Origin of the sequence: Citrobacter sp. Ce104 (assembly GCF_030334595.1) — a bacterium.
Classification (GTDB): Bacteria; Pseudomonadota; Gammaproteobacteria; order Enterobacterales; family Enterobacteriaceae; genus Citrobacter; species Citrobacter europaeus.
Map to the genome: position 1 here is coordinate 82030 of NZ_JAOWDP010000058.1, position 17798 is coordinate 99827.

The 17798-nt window shown below is 54.0% G+C and carries 17 protein-coding genes and 1 other annotated feature; of the genes, 13 read left to right on the forward strand and 4 right to left on the reverse strand.

Features of this window, described 5'->3' with window-relative positions; translation table 11 throughout:
- Positions 1 to 5: 5 nt before the first annotated feature.
- Positions 6 to 1673, reverse strand: coding sequence for an energy-dependent translational throttle protein EttA (ettA, locus tag OGW16_RS06995; RefSeq protein ID WP_043018346.1), 1668 nt, complete (start codon positions 1671 to 1673; stop codon positions 6 to 8).
- A 207-nt stretch (positions 1674 to 1880) separates the two neighbouring features.
- On the opposite strand from ettA, the gene sltY reads away from it, so the two are divergent.
- Positions 1881 to 3818 (forward strand): murein transglycosylase, encoded by a 1938-nt coding sequence (gene sltY / locus OGW16_RS07000; RefSeq protein ID WP_047406357.1) that lies wholly within the window; start codon positions 1881 to 1883, stop codon positions 3816 to 3818.
- 90 nt (positions 3819 to 3908) lie between these two features.
- Positions 3909 to 4235, forward strand: a complete 327-nt coding sequence (gene trpR, locus OGW16_RS07005; protein WP_005123945.1) for a trp operon repressor — start codon at positions 3909 to 3911, stop codon at positions 4233 to 4235.
- A gap of 55 nt (positions 4236 to 4290) precedes the next feature.
- Here trpR and yjjX read toward each other — a convergent pair whose 3' ends face one another.
- Positions 4291 to 4806, reverse strand: a complete 516-nt coding sequence (gene yjjX, locus OGW16_RS07010) for an inosine/xanthosine triphosphatase (RefSeq protein ID WP_047406353.1) — start codon at positions 4804 to 4806, stop codon at positions 4291 to 4293.
- Between the two features lie 71 nt (positions 4807 to 4877).
- Between yjjX and gpmB the strand changes: the two genes are divergently transcribed.
- Complete coding sequence (gpmB, locus tag OGW16_RS07015) at positions 4878 to 5525, forward strand: 2,3-diphosphoglycerate-dependent phosphoglycerate mutase GpmB (protein ID WP_005123948.1); 648 nt, start codon at positions 4878 to 4880, stop codon at positions 5523 to 5525.
- Here the strand turns inward: gpmB and robA are convergent.
- A complete protein-coding gene (gene robA / locus OGW16_RS07020) occupies positions 5522 to 6391 on the reverse strand; it encodes an MDR efflux pump AcrAB transcriptional activator RobA (RefSeq protein ID WP_043018349.1) in 870 nt (289 codons plus the stop codon). The two genes, gpmB and robA, sit on opposite strands and share 4 nt — an antisense overlap.
- Positions 6392 to 6602: 211 nt before the next feature.
- Between robA and creA the strand changes: the two genes are divergently transcribed.
- Genes creA through creD form a run of 4 tightly spaced genes read left to right on the forward strand, consistent with a single transcriptional unit; the run spans position 6603 to position 10621 of the window.
- Entirely contained in the window at positions 6603 to 7076 is a 474-nt protein-coding gene (gene creA, locus OGW16_RS07025; RefSeq protein WP_043018350.1) for a protein CreA, read from the forward strand.
- A gap of 12 nt (positions 7077 to 7088) precedes the next feature.
- Positions 7089 to 7778 (forward strand): two-component system response regulator CreB, encoded by a 690-nt coding sequence (creB, locus tag OGW16_RS07030; RefSeq protein ID WP_043018351.1) that lies wholly within the window; start codon positions 7089 to 7091, stop codon positions 7776 to 7778.
- Positions 7778 to 9202 (forward strand): two-component system sensor histidine kinase CreC, encoded by a 1425-nt coding sequence (gene creC, locus OGW16_RS07035; RefSeq protein ID WP_286518174.1) that lies wholly within the window; start codon positions 7778 to 7780, stop codon positions 9200 to 9202. Before creB ends, creC begins: the two co-directional genes overlap by 1 nt.
- 57 nt (positions 9203 to 9259) lie before the next feature.
- Positions 9260 to 10621: a cell envelope integrity protein CreD gene (gene creD, locus OGW16_RS07040; protein WP_286518176.1), complete on the forward strand. Its 1362-nt coding sequence runs from the start codon at positions 9260 to 9262 to the stop codon at positions 10619 to 10621.
- A 61-nt stretch (positions 10622 to 10682) separates the two neighbouring features.
- Here creD and arcA read toward each other — a convergent pair whose 3' ends face one another.
- Positions 10683 to 11399, reverse strand: coding sequence for a two-component system response regulator ArcA (arcA, locus tag OGW16_RS07045; RefSeq protein WP_001194359.1), 717 nt, complete (start codon positions 11397 to 11399; stop codon positions 10683 to 10685).
- Between the two features lie 95 nt (positions 11400 to 11494).
- On the opposite strand from arcA, the gene yjjY reads away from it, so the two are divergent.
- The 6 genes from yjjY (at position 11495) to thrC (ending at position 17761) form a co-directional block, all read left to right on the forward strand.
- Positions 11495 to 11635: a YjjY family protein gene (yjjY, locus tag OGW16_RS07050; protein ID WP_042998021.1), complete on the forward strand. Its 141-nt coding sequence runs from the start codon at positions 11495 to 11497 to the stop codon at positions 11633 to 11635.
- A gap of 399 nt (positions 11636 to 12034) precedes the next feature.
- Positions 12035 to 12721: a tRNA/rRNA methyltransferase gene (locus OGW16_RS07055; protein WP_043018354.1), complete on the forward strand. Its 687-nt coding sequence runs from the start codon at positions 12035 to 12037 to the stop codon at positions 12719 to 12721.
- Between the two features lie 206 nt (positions 12722 to 12927).
- Positions 12928 to 13054 (forward strand) — a sequence feature (Thr leader region).
- Positions 12933 to 12998 (forward strand): thr operon leader peptide, encoded by a 66-nt coding sequence (gene thrL / locus OGW16_RS07060; RefSeq protein ID WP_032337689.1) that lies wholly within the window; start codon positions 12933 to 12935, stop codon positions 12996 to 12998. (Overlaps the previous feature by 66 nt.)
- Before the next feature lie 23 nt (positions 13055 to 13077).
- A complete protein-coding gene (thrA, locus tag OGW16_RS07065; RefSeq protein ID WP_043018355.1) occupies positions 13078 to 15540 on the forward strand; it encodes a bifunctional aspartate kinase/homoserine dehydrogenase I in 2463 nt (820 codons plus the stop codon).
- A gap of 1 nt (position 15541) precedes the next feature.
- Positions 15542 to 16471: a homoserine kinase gene (thrB, locus tag OGW16_RS07070; protein ID WP_016155645.1), complete on the forward strand. Its 930-nt coding sequence runs from the start codon at positions 15542 to 15544 to the stop codon at positions 16469 to 16471.
- 3 nt (positions 16472 to 16474) lie between these two features.
- Positions 16475 to 17761, forward strand: coding sequence for a threonine synthase (gene thrC / locus OGW16_RS07075; protein ID WP_047406341.1), 1287 nt, complete (start codon positions 16475 to 16477; stop codon positions 17759 to 17761).
- The last annotated feature ends 37 nt before the right edge of the window (positions 17762 to 17798 follow it).

Consider the following 17798-nt stretch of genomic DNA (forward strand, 5'->3'; position numbering starts at 1 on the left):
GGTAATTACTTAGAAATACGCTTGTACTTAATACGCTTCGGCTCCAGCGCATCCGCGCCAAGCGTGCGTTTCTTGTACTCTTCGTATTCGGTAAAGTTACCTTCGAAGAACTCAACCTTACCTTCATCCTGGTAATCCAGAATGTGAGTCGCGATACGGTCAAGGAACCAACGGTCGTGCGAGATAACCATCGCGCAGCCCGGGAATTCCAGCAGGGCGTTTTCCAGCGCACGCAGGGTTTCAATATCCAGGTCGTTGGTTGGTTCATCGAGCAGCAGCATGTTGCCGCCAACCTGCAGCAGCTTCGCCAGATGCAGACGACCACGCTCACCGCCGGACAGCTCGCCGACGCGTTTGCCCTGATCCACACCTTTGAAGTTGAAGCGGCCCACGTAGGCGCGGCTTGGCATTTCGGTATTGCCGATACGCATGATATCCAGCCCGCCGGAAACTTCTTCCCATACGGTTTTGCTGTTGTCCATCGCATCACGGAACTGGTCAACGGAGGCCAGTTTGACGGTTTCACCCAGCGTGATGGTGCCGCTGTCAGGTTGTTCCTGACCGGACATCATACGGAACAGGGTTGATTTACCCGCGCCGTTCGGACCGATGATGCCGACAATGGCGCCTTTCGGTACCGAAAAGCTCAGGTCGTCAATCAGCACACGATCGCCGTAGGATTTACGCAGATTGGTGACTTCAACGACTTTATCGCCCAGACGAGCTCCAGGTGGGATAAACAGTTCGTTGGTTTCGTTACGCTTCTGATATTCGGTGTTGTTCAGCTCTTCAAAGCGCGCCAGACGGGCTTTGCCCTTAGACTGACGGCCTTTAGCGCCCTGACGTACCCACTCCAGCTCTTTCTCAATGGATTTACGGCGAGCCGCTTCCTGAGAGGCTTCCTGGGCCAGACGCTGATCTTTCTGCTCCAGCCAGGAGGAGTAGTTGCCTTCCCACGGAATACCTTCACCACGGTCAAGCTCCAGAATCCAACCCGCTACGTTGTCGAGGAAGTAACGGTCGTGGGTGATCGCCACTACGGTGCCTTCGAAATCGTGCAGGAAGCGTTCCAGCCATGCCACGGATTCCGCATCCAGGTGGTTGGTCGGTTCGTCGAGCAGCAGCATGTCTGGTTTTTCCAGCAGCAGGCGGCACAGCGCGACGCGGCGGCGTTCACCACCGGAGAGATTCTCAATTTTAGCGTCCCAGTCCGGCAGACGCAGGGCGTCGGCGGCACGCTCAAGCTGCACGTTCAGGTTATGACCGTCATGGGCCTGAATAATCTCTTCAAACTTGCCCTGTTGCGCGGCCAGTTTGTCGAAGTCAGCGTCCGGCTCGGCGTACTTCGCGTACACTTCATCCAGGCCTTTCAGCGCGTTAACCACTTCTGCAACCGCTTCTTCAACGGATTCGCGAACGGTATGTTCCGGGTTCAGTTTCGGCTCCTGCGGCAGGTAACCGATTTTAATGCCAGGCTGTGGGCGAGCTTCACCTTCGATATCGGTATCAATGCCGGCCATGATGCGCAGCAGGGTAGATTTACCCGCGCCGTTCAGACCGAGTACACCGATTTTGGCGCCAGGGAAGAAGCTCAGTGAGATGTTTTTAAGAATATGACGTTTCGGCGGAACGACTTTGCCGACACGATGCATGGTATAAACGAATTGAGCCACGTGGACTTCGCCTCTTTTATAGTGATGAATAGAGTTTTCAAAGGCGAAGTGTAGCCTTTTTCATTGCTCAATCCCAGCCAGCAGATCTCACTCGCAACAAAAGTAAAAAAGTGTCCGTGACGTGGCGCATTCTGCAATGTCTGGTTAGCATGAATGAATTAAGCGGCATGATGCTGCACAGACGTAACATGAGAAGAGGAAGAGCTTGTGGACAAAGCCAATCAATTTACCTGGCGCCTGCTGGCGGCCAGCGTATGTCTGCTGACGGTCAGTCAAGTGGCGCGAGCCGATTCCCTGGATGAGCAGCGCAATCGCTATGCGCAAATTAAGCAGGCCTGGGATAACCGACAGATGGATGTCGTCGAGCAGATGATGCCCGGCCTGAAGAGCTATCCTCTGTATCCTTATCTGGAATATCGTCAGATTACGGACGATCTGATGAATCAGCCGACCATTACCGTCACCAATTTTGTGCGCGCCAACCCGACGCTGCCCCCAGCGCGTACTCTGCAATCACGTTTCGTGAATGAACTGGCGCGACGGGAAGACTGGCGTGGACTGCTGGCATTCAGTCCGGAAAAACCGGGTACCACGGAAGCGCAATGTAACTATTACTTTGCGAAATGGAGCACCGGGCAAACCGAAGAAGCCTGGCAGGGCGCGAAAGAACTGTGGTTGACCGGGAAAAGCCAGCCGAACGCTTGTGACAAATTATTCGGCGTATGGCGCGCCTCTGGCACCCAGGATCCGCTGGCGTATCTGGAACGTATTCGTCTGGCGATGAAAGCCGGGAATACCGGACTGGTCACCGCGTTGGCCGGACAGATGCCCGCGCAATATCAAACAATCGCTTCGGCGATCATTGCGCTGGCCAACGATCCAAATTCGGTGATGACCTTTGCTCGCACCACTGGCGCCACGGATTTCACCCGACAGATGGCAGCGGTGGCCTTTGCCAGCGTGGCGCGTCAGGATGTGGAGAATGCCCGCCTGATGATCCCGTCTCTGACACAAGCGCAGCAGTTGAATGACGAGCAAACTCAGGAGCTACGCGACATTGTTGCCTGGCGTCTGATGGGCAACGACGTCACCGACGAGCAGGCCAAATGGCGCGATGACGCCATTATGCGTTCGAATTCCACCTCGCTTGTGGAGCGTCGCGTGCGCATGGCGCTGGGAACCGGCGATCGTCGTGGCCTGAATACCTGGCTGGCGCGTCTGCCAATGGAAGCAAAAGAAAAAGATGAGTGGCGCTACTGGCAGGCGGATCTGCTGCTGGAGCGCGGACGTGAAGCGGAAGCCAAAGAGATCCTGCATCAGCTCATGCAGCAGCGCGGATTCTATCCGATGGTGGCGGCACAGCGTCTGGGCGAAGAGTATGAGTTGAAAGTGGATAAAGCCCCAGCCAACGTTGACTCTGCGTTAACTCAGGGCCCGGAAATGGCGCGCGTACGCGAGCTGATGTACTGGAACATGGATAATACCGCGCGCAGTGAATGGGCGAATCTGGTTACCAGCCGCACCAAGTCTGAGCAGGCTCAACTGGCGCGTTACGCGTTCAATAATCACTGGTGGGATCTGAGCGTGCAGGCGACGATCGCCGGTAAGCTGTGGGATCATCTGGAAGAGCGCTTCCCACTGGCCTACAAGGATCTGTTTACCCGCTACACCAGCGGCAAGGATATACAGCCGAGCTATGCGATGGCGATAGCGCGTCAGGAAAGCGCCTGGAACCCGAAAGTGAAATCGCCGGTCGGCGCCAGCGGGTTGATGCAGATTATGCCGGGCACGGCGACGCATACGGTGAAAATGTTCTCGATTCCGGGTTACAGCAGCCCGAGCCAGCTACTGGATCCTGATACCAACATCAACATTGGTACCAGCTATTTGCAGTATGTATACCAGCAATTCGGTAATAACCGCATTTTTGCGTCGGCGGCCTATAACGCCGGACCGGGGCGCGTTCGCACCTGGCTTGGCAATAGCGCGGGCCGGATTGATGCCGTCGCGTTTGTTGAGAGCATTCCATTCTCAGAGACGCGTGGTTACGTGAAGAACGTGCTGGCTTACGATGCGTACTACCGCTATTTCCTCGGTGATAAACCGGAGTTGATGAGCGACGCAGAATGGCAACGTCGTTACTGATCGCGTCGGTTGTGTTATGCTATCGTACTCGTTAAAGAGTACAAAAGGGGGAAGCACGCACGCTTCCCCCCGCAACGATGGCGATAACTTATGACTCAGCAATCACCCTATTCAGCAGAGATGGCAGAACAGCGTCACCAGGAGTGGTTACGTTTTGTCGATCTGCTTAAACACGCCTATGAACAAGATTTACACCTGCCCCTGCTCAATTTGATGTTAACGCCGGATGAGCGCGAAGCGTTAGGCACGCGTGTGCGTATCATTGAAGAGCTGCTGCGTGGCGAGATGAGCCAGCGCGAGCTTAAAAACGAGCTTGGAGCGGGGATCGCCACCATTACGCGGGGGTCGAACAGCCTCAAATCCGCACCGGTGGATCTGCGTCACTGGCTGGAGCAGGTACTGCTCGGGAAAAATTGATCCGCCGGATGCGGCTTTGCCTTATCCGGCCTACGATTGAACATCCGGCACAATGCTATAAATACACCGCGTTATGAAATGGGCTGAGCGCCAGAATCACTGCCTGGTGGTAGACGCTCGAGCGCGTCAGCTTGCCCGCGGTAAAGACGCCGATTGCGCCCTCTTTACGGCCAATCTCATCAATACCCGTATAGTCCGACATCACCGGGCCGAGCGCTTCACCCTGGCGGACTCTGTCGAGAATGACAGCTGGCAATGGCAGTGTGGCTGAACGGGCTTCTCCACGCTGGATGCTGTTATCAATCACCACCCAACTGAAGGTGGCGTCATCGTCAATACCCGCTTCAATAGCGACCCAGAAATCAGCCTGCGGGTGCAGGCGGCGCGCGTTATCAACGCGATTTCGTGCGCCAGTGCGCGTTTCCTGGCTTCCGAAAGGTTGTTCCGGCACGCCACTCTCGACGGCGACGGGTTCAATATGGCAGGATCCTTCCCCGAAAATCTCTTCAAATGCCCGCAGAATTGCCTGAATTTTGGCAGGATTGGTGGTCGCAGAGATAACCTTGTGCATAATTAAGCTCAGTTTGAAAATTCATCGCAGAGTCTACTCAAAGTATGACGAGTATATAACGGAAAAAAAGCATGTTACAGGTATACCTTGTTCGCCATGGCGAAACGCAGTGGAACGCCGAGCGACGTATTCAAGGCCAGTCAGACAGCCCACTGACCGCTAAAGGTGAACAGCAAGCCATGCAGGTGGGAGAACGCGCCCGCTCGTTTGGAATTACGCATGTCATCAGTAGCGATTTAGGTCGTACACGACGCACCGCAGAAATCATCGCCCAGGCCTGTGGCTGTGATATCACCTATGATTCTCGTCTGCGTGAGCTGAATATGGGCGTGCTGGAGCAGCGTCATATCGATACGCTGACGCCGGAGGAAGAGGGCTGGCGTCGCCAGTTGGTGAACGGTACGGTGGATGGTCGTATTCCGGAAGGGGAATCGATGCAGGAGTTGAGCGATCGCGTCAACGCGGCGCTGGCATCCTGTCTGGAGCTGCCGCCGGGAAGTCGTCCACTGCTGGTCAGCCACGGTATCGCGCTGGGTTGCCTGGTGAGTACGATTTTGGGGTTACCGGCCTGGGCTGAACGTCGCCTGCGTCTGCGCAACTGTTCTATTTCTCGCGTCGATTACCAGGAAAGCTTATGGCTGGCGCCGGGATGGGTGGTTGAAACGGCAGGGGACATTTCTCATCTGGATGCCCCTGCGTTGGATGAACTGCAGCGCTAGCGGCGAATCGGAATCAGGAATTCGCAGCGCAGGTTGATCGGGCGATCTCCTGCTTTGGCATCTTCTGCCGGGTAGTATCGCTCGATATCTTGCCCTTTACGGCGCGTCAGGTTCAGCATCGGCATGCATGTGCCGTAGACTGTCAGGATAAACTCCTGCACGCCGGTACCCAGCCCTTCATAGGTAAACATCACGTACTCGCCGCCCTGTAACAGGATAGGCTGCGCCGACGGCACATAGCCATTGGCTTGTTCCGGCGTCAGTGCCGTGGTGTAAAACACTTCCTGCTCGTCATCTTTTTCAATGCTCGGACGCGTTTCGTTCAGCCCGTACAGCACCGGCGGGATTGAAGGAGCATGAGCAAGGAAGTCGCGCCAGAACTGAATACGCATTTCATGCCGGAAATCTGAAATCTGTTCCAGCGAGCAGGAATAGCTTTGCGTGGTGCCAAGCAGTTGCGTATCTTCCAGCGTAACGAACTCGTGCGCAGGCATCGTAAATTCACCCAGTCGCATTGGCGGGCGAATACCGAACGCGCTCCATTCCGGGGAGCGGCGATACAGCGCAGGCGTCTGGGAAAACTGTTTCTTGAACGCGCGGGTAAAGGTTTGTTGAGAGTCAAAGCGATATTGCAGCGCAATATCCAAAATTGGGCGCGCAGTCAGGCGCAGCGCCACTGCAGATTTTGATAAACGACGGGCGCGGATGTAGGCGCCAATAGCATGGCCCGTCACGTCCTTAAACATTCTCTGCAGGTGCCACTTGGAATAGCCTGCTTTTGCCGCCACATTGTCAAGCGACAAAGGCTGATCCAGATGACCTTCCAGCCAGATTAATAGGTCGCGAATAATGCCAGCCTGATCCATAAAATATCCTCATCCTTTCAACAACGAGTACCTGACGTCAGGTATGTGGATAATAGCATTTTTTGCTGTTTTAGCATTCAGTGTTTTTTTTGCTCATAAATGCTTTTTTCGGACATACGAAAGCGTGATTATTGTAATCCTGTGATCTGTATACGTTTTATCTTAGAATGTCGAATAATTACACAGAGTAACTTTTAAGAATGGTAACAATATGAAATATAAGAGCTTAATCATTTCCTCAATTCTGCTGATGTTGGCGCAGGTCGCCCACGCGGAGCAGATTGGATCTGTCGATACGGTTTTCAAAATGTTTGGGCCGGATCATAAAATTGTGGTCGAAGCGTTTGACGATCCGGATGTGACCAACGTGACGTGCTACGTGAGCCGGGCGAAGACCGGCGGCATCAAAGGTGGACTGGGGCTGGCGGAAGATACCTCCGATGCCGCCATCTCCTGCCAGCAGGTAGGGCCGGTAGAACTGAGCGACAGAATCAAGAACGGCAAAGCGCAGGGCGAAGTGGTGTTTAAAAAACGTACCTCGCTGGTGTTTAAATCCTTACAGGTCGTGCGTTTTTACGACGCGAAACGTAATGCGCTGGCCTATCTGGCCTATTCAGATAAAGTGGTCGATGGATCGCCCAAAAATGCCATCAGCGCGGTGCCCATCATGCCGTGGCGGCAATAACAAGGAAGCAAAATGCAACAGCCGTTGATCTGGTTAGTTGAGGATGAGCAGGGCATCGCCGATACGCTTATCTACATGCTGTCGCAGGAAGGTTTTAGCGTGGAAGCGTTTGAGCGCGGGTTACCGGTGCTGGAAAAATCTCGCCAGCGCTGTCCTGATGCGATCGTTCTGGATGTCGGTCTACCCGATATCAGCGGCTTTGAACTATGCCGACGTCTGCTGGAGCGTCATCCGGCGTTGCCGATCCTGTTTTTGACCGCGCGCAGCGATGAGGTGGATCGCCTGCTGGGGCTGGAAATCGGCGCGGATGACTATGTTGCCAAGCCTTTCTCTCCACGCGAGGTGTGCGCCCGCGTGCGTACGCTCCTGCGGCGGGTGCAGAAATTCTCCGCTCCTTCATCAATGACGCGCTGTGGGGAGTTTGAGCTTAATGAACTGGCCGCGCAGATAACCTGGTTTGGCAGGCCGTTAAACCTGACGCGCTATGAGTTTCTGTTGCTGAAAACGCTGCTGATGTCGCCGGGGCGTATTTACTCTCGCCAGCAGTTGATGGATTTAGTCTGGGCCGATGCGCAGGATACCTTCGACAGAACGGTCGATACCCACATCAAAACGCTGCGCGCCAAGCTGCGGGCTATCAACCCCGAGTTTTCCCCTATCAATACGCATCGCGGTATGGGATACAGCCTGAGGAGCGTCTGATGCGCATTGGCATGCGTTTGCTGCTCGGCTATTTTCTGATTGTTGCCGTCGCCGCCTGGTTCGTTTTGTCGATCTTTGTGCAGGAAATTAAGCCAGGTGTTCGCCGGGCTACCGAAGGCACCTTGATTGATACCGCCACGCTGCTGGCCGCGCTGGCGCGCGATGACTTGCTCTCTGACTCTCCCGCCAACGGCAAGCTGGCGCAGGCATTTTCGCAACTGCATAACCGTCCATTCAGTGCCAATATCAGCGGCATTAACAAAGTTCGTAACGAATACCATGTCTACATGACCGACGCGCAGGGCAAGGTATTGTTTGATTCCGCCAACCAGGCCGTCGGTCAGGACTATTCCCGCTGGAACGACGTGTGGTTAACCCTGCGTGGGCAATATGGCGCCCGCAGTACGCCGCAAAACCCGAACGATCCGGAAAGTTCGGTGATGTACGTTGCCGCGCCGATCGTTGACGGCGGGCGTATTATCGGCGTGCTTAGCGTCGGTAAACCGAATGCGGCGATGGCGCCGGTGATTAAACGCAGTGAACGGCGGATGCTGTGGGCCAGCGCCGTATTACTGGGCATTGCCTTGGTGATTGGCGTCGGGATGGTATGGTGGATAAACCGCTCTATTGCCCGGCTGGCGCGCTATGCCGACTCCGTTACTGAGAATCGCCCCGTCCCACTGCCTGATTTAGGCAGCAGCGAGCTACGTAAACTGGCGCAGGCGCTGGAAAGTATGCGTCTGAAGCTTGAGGGCAAAAACTACATTGAGCAATATGTCTACGCGTTAACGCACGAGCTGAAAAGTCCACTGGCGGCCATCCGTGGCGCCGCTGAAATTTTGCGCGAAGGTCCGCCGCCGAACGTGGTTGCGCGCTTCACCGATAATATTCTGACGCAAAATGCGCGCATGCAGGCGTTGGTCGAAACTCTGCTACGTCAGGCGCGACTGGAGAATCGACAGGACATAACGTTGATGGCGGTGGCAGTAGACGCGCTGTTTGCTCAGCTTAAAGAGGCACGCAGCGTGCAACTGGCGGCAAAAAACATCACGCTGACCATTATACCTTCATCGCTTAGCGTCGCCGCCGACCCTGCGTTACTGGAGCAGGCATTGGGGAATTTGCTCGACAACGCGATCGACTTCACGCCGCAGGACGGGACGATTACGCTGAGTTCGCATCAGCAGGAGGAGCGGTTCACGTTGCAGGTCATCGACAGTGGCAGCGGGATCCCCGACTTTGCGTTACCGCGTATTTTTGAGCGCTTTTACTCGCTGCCCCGTGAGAATGGGCATAAGAGCAGCGGTTTGGGGCTGGCGTTTGTCAGCGAAGTTGCGCGACTTCACGCAGGTACGGTGACATTGTCTAACCGACCGGAAGGGGGCGTACAGGCTCTGTTTACGCTTCACCGTCACTTCACATAACTTCAAATTCTCCGCACATAGCTGTTCTACCTTGCTGATATTGCAAAGGAGAACGCTATGTTTAAATCCCCCCTGTTTTGGAAAATCGTCACCTTAGGTGGCGCAATACTGCTGCTGTTAATTCCGCTGACGATGGTCAGGCAGATAATCGTTGAGCGATCGGATTATCGTGATGACGTCGAAGATGCTATCCGTCAGAGCACCAGCGGGCCGCAAAAGATGGTAGGGCCGCTGATTGCCGTTCCGGTGACAGAACTTTATACCTCGCTGGAGGATGGCAAAGAGGTCCAGCGTAAACGCAGCTATATCCATTTCTGGCTGCCGGAGTCGTTGGTCGTTGAGGGGAATCAGAACGTAGAAGCGCGTAAAATCGGTATTTATGAAGGCCAGGTCTGGCACAACGATGTTTCGGTGAAGGCCGAGTTTAACGCCGAGCGCTTGAGCGATTTAAACCATCCCAACGTCAGCGTCGGCAAACCGTTTATTGTAGTTGGTGTGGGTGATGCGCGCGGGATTGGCGTGGTAAAAGCGCCACAGGTCAATGGCACGTCGCTGGTCGTTGAGCCGGGGACGGGGTTGGATGGACGTGCGCAGGGAATTCACATTCCGCTACCTGACGCGAGCTGGGCGGAGCAACATCTGAGCCTGGTGTTGCCGCTCAATTTGAGCGGTACCGGCGATTTCTCCGTCGTACCGGTTGGGCGTAACAGTGAAATGACCTTAACCAGCAACTGGCCGCATCCCAACTTTCTTGGGGACTTTCTTCCGGCTAAGCGCGAAATCAGTGAATCAGGATTCAAGGCCCAGTGGCAAAGCAGCTGGTTTGCCAATAACCTCGGCGAGCGCTTTGATGGCGAAAAAATTGGCTGGGAGGGCATGCCTGCGTTTAGCGTCGCCGTCGCCACGCCAGCAGATCAGTATCAGTTAACGGACAGGGCAACAAAATATGCCATCCTGCTGATTGTGCTGACCTTTATGTCTTTCTTCGTGCTTGAATGCATGACCAGTCTGCGTCTGCACCCGATGCAGTATCTGCTGGTGGGGTTATCGCTGGTGATGTTTTATCTGCTTCTGCTGGCGCTGTCAGAACACATTGGTTTTACGGCGGCGTGGATAACGGCAAGCCTGGTTGGCGCGTTAATGAACGGGGTGTATCTGCAGGCGATATTGCAGGGCTGGCGGAACAGTATTTTGTTCACCGTGGCGCTGCTGGCGCTGGATGGCGTGATGTGGGTGCTGCTGCGTTCACAGGACAGCTCTTTACTGCTGGGTACCGGCGTGCTGTTGTTTGCGCTGTGTGGGGTGATGTTCCTGACGCGTCATCTTGACTGGCACTCGCTGGCGCAGCCAAAACCAAAACCGTCAGAACTTCCGGCATCTCAGCCTGAGCAGAGTGACGCGTTTCGCTTATGGAAATAGACCCGTAGAGAAATGAAAAACGGCGCATAAAGCGCCGTTTTTTTTACCCATCAGAATTGAATTAATCCTGCAGGTCGCCGCAGAAACGGTAGCCTTCACCGTGAATGGTGGCGATGATTTCTGGCGTATCCGGCGTTGATTCGAAATGTTTACGAATGCGGCGGATCGTCACGTCAACGGTACGGTCATGCGGCTTCAGTTCGCGACCGGTCATTTTTTTCAGCAGTTCTGCGCGAGACTGGATTTTGCCCGGATTCTCACAGAAGTGAAGCATGGCACGGAATTCGCTGCGCGGCAGTTTATACTGCTCGCCGTCAGGACCAATCAGAGAGCGGCTGTTGATGTCCAGCTCCCAGCCATTGAACTTGTAGCTTTCGACGCTACGGCGTTCTTCGCTGACAGTACCAAGGTTCATGGTACGGGACAGCAGGTTACGAGCACGGATAGTCAGTTCGCGTGGGTTAAACGGCTTGGTGATGTAATCGTCTGCGCCGATTTCGAGGCCGAGAATTTTATCGACTTCGTTATCACGGCCCGTCAGGAACATCAGCGCAACGTTAGCTTGTTCGCGGAGTTCGCGCGCTAACAGCAGGCCATTTTTCCCAGGCAGATTGATATCCATAATCACAAGGTTGATGTCATATTCAGAGAGAATCTGATGCATTTCCGCGCCATCTGTCGCTTCGAATACATCATAGCCTTCTGCTTCGAAAATGCTTTTCAACGTGTTGCGTGTTACTAACTCGTCTTCAACGATAAGAATGTGCGGGGTCTGCATGTTTGCTACCTAAATTGCCAACTAAATCGAAACAGGAAGTACAAAAGTCCCTGACCTGCCTGATGCATGCCGTAAATTAACATGATCGGCGTAACATGACTAAAGTACGTAATTGCGTTCTTGATGCACTTTCCATCAACGTCAACAACATCATTAGCTTGGTCGTGGGTAGTTTCCCTCTGGACCCGACAGTGTCAAAAACGGCTGTCATCCTAACCATTTTAACAGCAACATAACAGGCTAAGACATGCCGGACACCCAATAAAACTACGCTTCGTTGACATATATCAAGTTCAATTGTAGCACGTTAACAGTTTGATGAAATCAACGTATCCAAATGTTTGCTTTCATCACAAAATTGCAATATTACAACTAGTTGCACGAGCAAATTAATAAATGTAATGAATCCAACCAGTGCGATCCATTTTAAATTAAATTATCATGGATAAACAGAGGGATATGCAACTTTTGTTAACATAAAAAGCAATAGTACAGCCTGGAAATAGTTTAGCATTTTTTAACGTATGCGGAATGCTTTTTCAGTGATTTCTGTTAAAAATATGTAAATTCGCGCAGCGTAATATGTTGACCTACGTCACATAATCCCTTGCAGACTGGCCAAAAAGAGTATCGAAATGCGTTTAACAATTATTCTGGTTGCCCCCGCCAGAGCGGAAAATATCGGCGCGGCTGCCCGCGCTATGAAGACTATGGGGTTCACCCAATTACGGATCGTTGACAGCGAAGCCCACCTGGAACCCGCTACGCGATGGGTTGCGCATGGTTCGGGCGATATTATTGATAATATTAACGTTTTTCCAACGTTAGCGGAGGCGCTCCACGACGTGGATTTTACCGTCGCGACCACCGCGCGCAGCCGGGCGAAGTTTCATTATTACGCCACGCCGGTCGAACTGGTTCCCCTGTTGCAGGAAAAATCAACGTGGATGGAACACGCCGCACTGGTTTTTGGTCGCGAGGATTCGGGGCTGACCAACGAAGAATTGGCTCTGGCGGATGTGCTCACCGGTGTACCTATGGTGGCTGACTATCCCTCACTCAATTTGGGACAGGCGGTGATGGTGTATTGCTATCAATTAGCAGGTTTAATACAACAACCGGCTAAAAATAGTGAGGTGACGGATGAGCTTCAGCTACAGGCATTGCGTGCGCGCGTTTTACGTTTATTAGCCACGCTGAACGTTTCTGACGACATCAAGCTGACGGACTGGCTGCAACAGCGAATGGGTCTGTTAGGGCAGCGAGACACGGCAATGTTGCACCGTTTTTTACATGATATAGAAAAAAACATCACAAAATAAAATTTCGAGCAGTTTTTGTTACGTGGTTTTTTATTCTGACTTCAAGTGGGGGAAACATGCTGTTTTGGTTGAAAGTAAAAGGACAAGCAGTCGCTCGTGAACAAGTTTCGGAATGTGATCAATTTAAAAATTTATTGACTTAGGTCAGCAGATACTTTAACCCTAAAAGAATACAGCACAGACAGATAATAATTACAGAGCACACAACATCATGAAACGCATCAGCATCACTATTACCACAACCATCACCATTACCACAGGTAACGGTGCGGGCTGACGCGTACAGGAAACACAAGAAAAAGCCCGCACCTAAACAGTGCGGGCTTTTTTTTCGACCAAAGGCAATGAGGTAAACCATGCGAGTGTTGAAGTTCGGCGGTACATCAGTGGCAAATGCAGAGCGCTTTCTGCGGGTTGCCGATATTTTGGAAAGCAATGCCAGACAGGGGCAGGTCGCGACCGTACTCTCTGCCCCCGCAAAAATTACCAACCATCTGGTGGCGATGATTGAAAAGACCATCGGTGGTCAGGATGCTTTAGCCAACATCAGCGACGCCGAACGCATTTTCTCTGAACTGCTGGTGGGTCTGGCCGCTGCACAGCCGGGTTTCCCGCTGGCTCCGCTCAAAGCCTTTGTTGAACAAGAATTTGCCCAGATTAAGCACGTCCTGCACGGTATCAGCCTGCTGGGACAGTGCCCGGACAGTATCAATGCCGCGCTTATCTGCCGTGGTGAAAAAATGTCGATCGCCATCATGGCAGGCCTGCTGGAAGCGCGCGGGCACAACGTGACGGTCATTGACCCGGTGGAGAAATTGCTGGCAGTAGGCCATTACCTCGAATCTACCGTTGATATCGCCGAATCTACGCGCCGCATTGCCGCCAGCCGTATTCCTGCTGACCATATGATTCTGATGGCCGGATTTACTGCCGGAAATGAGAAAGGTGAATTAGTGGTGCTGGGGCGTAATGGCTCTGACTACTCTGCCGCCGTACTGGCCGCCTGTTTGCGCGCTGATTGTTGTGAGATCTGGACCGATGTTGACGGCGTATATACCTGCGATCCGCGTCAGGTACCCGACGCCCGGCTGCTGAAGTCGATGTCTTATCAGGAAGCGATGGAGCTTTCTTACTTCGGCGCCAAAGTTCTGCACCCGCGCACCATTACCCCTATTGCTCAGTTCCAGATCCCGTGCCTGATTAAAAATACCGGTAATCCGCAAGCGCCCGGTACGTTGATCGGTGCCAGCAGTGATGACGACGATTTGCCGGTAAAAGGCATTTCTAACCTCAATAATATGGCGATGTTTAGCGTCTCCGGCCCTGGGATGAAAGGCATGGTGGGTATGGCAGCGCGCGTTTTCGCCGCGATGTCGCGTGCGGGCATCTCGGTAGTGCTGATCACCCAATCCTCTTCTGAATACAGCATCAGTTTCTGCGTCCCACAGGGCGACTGCGCGCGTGCGCAGCGCGCCATGCAGGATGAATTCTATCTCGAACTGAAAGAAGGCCTGCTGGAGCCGCTGGCGGTGACTGAGCGACTGGCTATCATCTCCGTCGTTGGCGATGGTATGCGCACGCTGCGCGGCATCTCGGCGAAATTCTTTGCCGCGCTGGCTCGTGCGAACATCAACATCGTGGCGATCGCCCAGGGGTCGTCCGAGCGTTCTATTTCGGTGGTAGTGAACAACGATGACGCGACCACCGGCGTACGCGTTACCCATCAGATGCTGTTCAACACCGACCAGGTGATTGAAGTGTTTGTGATTGGCGTAGGCGGAGTGGGCGGTGCGCTGCTGGAACAACTTAAACGTCAGCAGACCTGGCTCAAAAAGAAGCATATCGATCTGCGCGTGTGCGGGGTGGCGAACTCGAAGGCTCTGCTGACCAACGTCCACGGTTTGAATCTGGAAAACTGGCAGACGGAGCTGGAAAGCGCGAAAGAGCCATTCAACCTTGGGCGCCTCATTCGTCTGGTGAAAGAATATCATCTGCTCAACCCGGTGATTGTCGACTGTACCTCAAGCCAGGCGGTGGCGGATCAGTATGCTGACTTCCTGCGCGAAGGCTTCCATGTGGTCACGCCGAACAAAAAGGCCAACACGTCGTCGATGGATTACTACCATCAGTTGCGTTTTGCCGCGGCGAAGTCGCGTCGTAAATTCCTGTACGACACCAACGTGGGCGCGGGCTTGCCGGTTATTGAAAACCTGCAAAATCTGCTCAGCGCGGGCGATGAACTGCAACGATTCTCAGGCATTCTTTCCGGTTCGCTGTCGTTTATTTTCGGCAAGCTGGATGAAGGCATGAGCTTCTCCCAGGCCACCACAATGGCGCGTGAACTGGGCTATACCGAACCCGATCCGCGTGACGATCTTTCCGGTACGGACGTGGCGCGTAAGCTGCTGATCCTGGCCCGTGAAACCGGTCGTGAGCTGGAGCTTTCTGACATTGTCATTGAGCCGGTCCTGCCAAAAGAGTTTGATGATTCTGGTGATGTTTCCGCGTTTATGGCGAAATTGTCGCAACTGGACGACGCCTTTGCCGCGCGCGTGGCGAAAGCCCGTGATGAGGGGAAAGTATTGCGCTATGTTGGCAATATCGAAGAGGACGGCGTTTGTCGCGTGAAAATTGATGCAGTGGACGGCAACGATCCGCTGTTCAAAGTGAAAAACGGTGAAAACGCGCTGGCATTCTATAGCCACTACTATCAGCCGTTACCGTTGGTTCTGCGCGGATACGGCGCGGGTAACGATGTGACGGCTGCGGGCGTCTTTGCCGACCTGCTACGCACCCTTTCATGGAAGTTAGGAGTCTGACATGGTGAGAGTTTATGCCCCGGCTTCCAGTGCCAATATGAGCGTCGGGTTTGATGTGCTCGGCGCGGCGGTAACCCCGGTGGACGGTTCGCTGTTGGGAGATGTGGTGTCCGTTGAAGCGGCCGACCATTTCAGCCTTAACAACCTCGGGCGCTTTGCCAACAAACTGCCGCCTGAGCCGCGAGAAAATATTGTCTACCAGTGCTGGGAGCGATTCTGTCAGGAGCTAGGTAAAAGCGTTCCGGTGGCAATGACGCTGGAAAAAAATATGCCAATTGGCTCCGGGTTAGGCTCCAGCGCCTGTTCCGTCGTGGCGGCGTTAGTCGCTATGAACGAACACTGCGGTAAGCCGCTCAACGATACGCGCCTGTTAGCGATAATGGGCGAGCTGGAAGGGCGTATCTCCGGCAGTATTCATTACGATAACGTCGCTCCGTGCTTTTTGGGCGGCATGCAGTTAATGATCGAAGAAAACGGCATTATCAGCCAGCAGGTGCCAGGCTTTGATGAGTGGCTGTGGGTACTGGCGTATCCGGGGATTAAAGTGTCAACGGCAGAAGCACGGGCGATTTTACCTGCGCAGTATCGCCGTCAGGACTGTATCGCCCACGGGCGACATCTGGCTGGATTTATTCATGCCTGCTATTCCCGTCAGCCTGGGCTTGCTGCGAAGCTGATGAAAGATGTCATTGCTGAGCCGTACCGTACCCGCTTGCTGCCAGGCTTTAGCCAGGCGCGTCAGGCGGTAGCGGAAATCGGCGCGCTGGCCAGCGGTATCTCCGGGTCGGGGCCGACGCTGTTTGCCTTGTGCGATAAGCCGGATACAGCGCAGCGCGTAGCAGATTGGCTGGGGAAAAATTATCTGCAAAATCAGGAAGGCTTTGTTCATATTTGCCGGTTGGACACGGCGGGCGCACGGGTACTGGGATAATCAATGAAACTGTATAATCTGAAAGATCACAACGAACAGGTCAGCTTTGCGCAGGCCGTCACGCAAGGGCTTGGCAAGAATCAGGGATTGTTTTTTCCGCACGATTTGCCGGAATTCAATCTGACTGAAGTTGATGAGATGCTGGACCTGGATTTCGTTAGCCGCAGCGCGAAGATCCTTTCCGCATTTATCGGGGATGAGATCCCTCAGGAAATTCTGGAAGAGCGCGTGCGCGCGGCGTTTGCCTTCCCGGCGCCGGTGGCCCAGGTTGCTGCGGATGTCGGCTGTTTGGAACTGTTCCACGGCCCAACGCTTGCATTTAAAGACTTTGGCGGTCGCTTTATGGCGCAGATGCTGACGCATATCAGCGGCGACAAACCGGTCACCATTCTGACGGCGACCTCCGGAGACACTGGGGCGGCGGTCGCACATGCCTTTTATGGCCTGAAAAATGTGCGCGTGGTAATCCTCTACCCCAACGGCAAGATCAGCCCATTACAGGAAAAACTGTTCTGTACGCTGGGCGGCAATATTGAAACCGTAGCAATTGATGGCGATTTTGATGCCTGCCAGGCGCTGGTGAAACAGGCGTTTGATGACGAAGAACTGAAGACGGCTCTGGGGCTGAACTCGGCTAACTCGATCAACATCAGCCGTCTGCTGGCGCAAATCTGTTATTACTTTGAGGCCGTGGCCCAACTGCCGCAAGAGGCGCGTAATCAACTGGTAATCTCCGTTCCCAGCGGTAACTTTGGCGATTTAACCGCCGGGCTGTTGGCGAAATCGCTGGGCTTGCCGGTGAAACGTTTTATTGCGGCGACCAACGTCAACGATACGGTTCCGCGTTTCCTTGCACAAGGTGAGTGGGCGCCGAAAGCGACTCAGGCGACGTTGTCGAATGCGATGGATGTCAGCCAGCCGAACAACTGGCCGCGCGTGGAAGAACTGTTCCGCCGTAAAATCTGGCGCCTGAATGAGCTGGGTTATGCCGCCGTTGACGATGCTACGACGCAGGATACGATGCGTGAGCTGCATGAGATGGGGTACACCTCAGAACCGCATGCGGCGGTGGCGTACCGTGCGCTGCGCGACCAGTTGAACCCTGGCGAGTACGGCCTGTTCCTCGGTACTGCGCATCCGGCGAAGTTTAAAGAAAGCGTTGAAGAGATTCTTGACCTGAAGCTGGCTCTGCCAAAAGAGCTGGCGGAGCGCGCGGACCTGCCGCTGCTTTCTCATCACCTGCCTGCTGATTTTGCTGCGCTGCGTAAGCTGATGATGACTCGCGGTTAACGGTGGTGCCCGCTGGCGCTTTGCTTAGCGGGCCCCG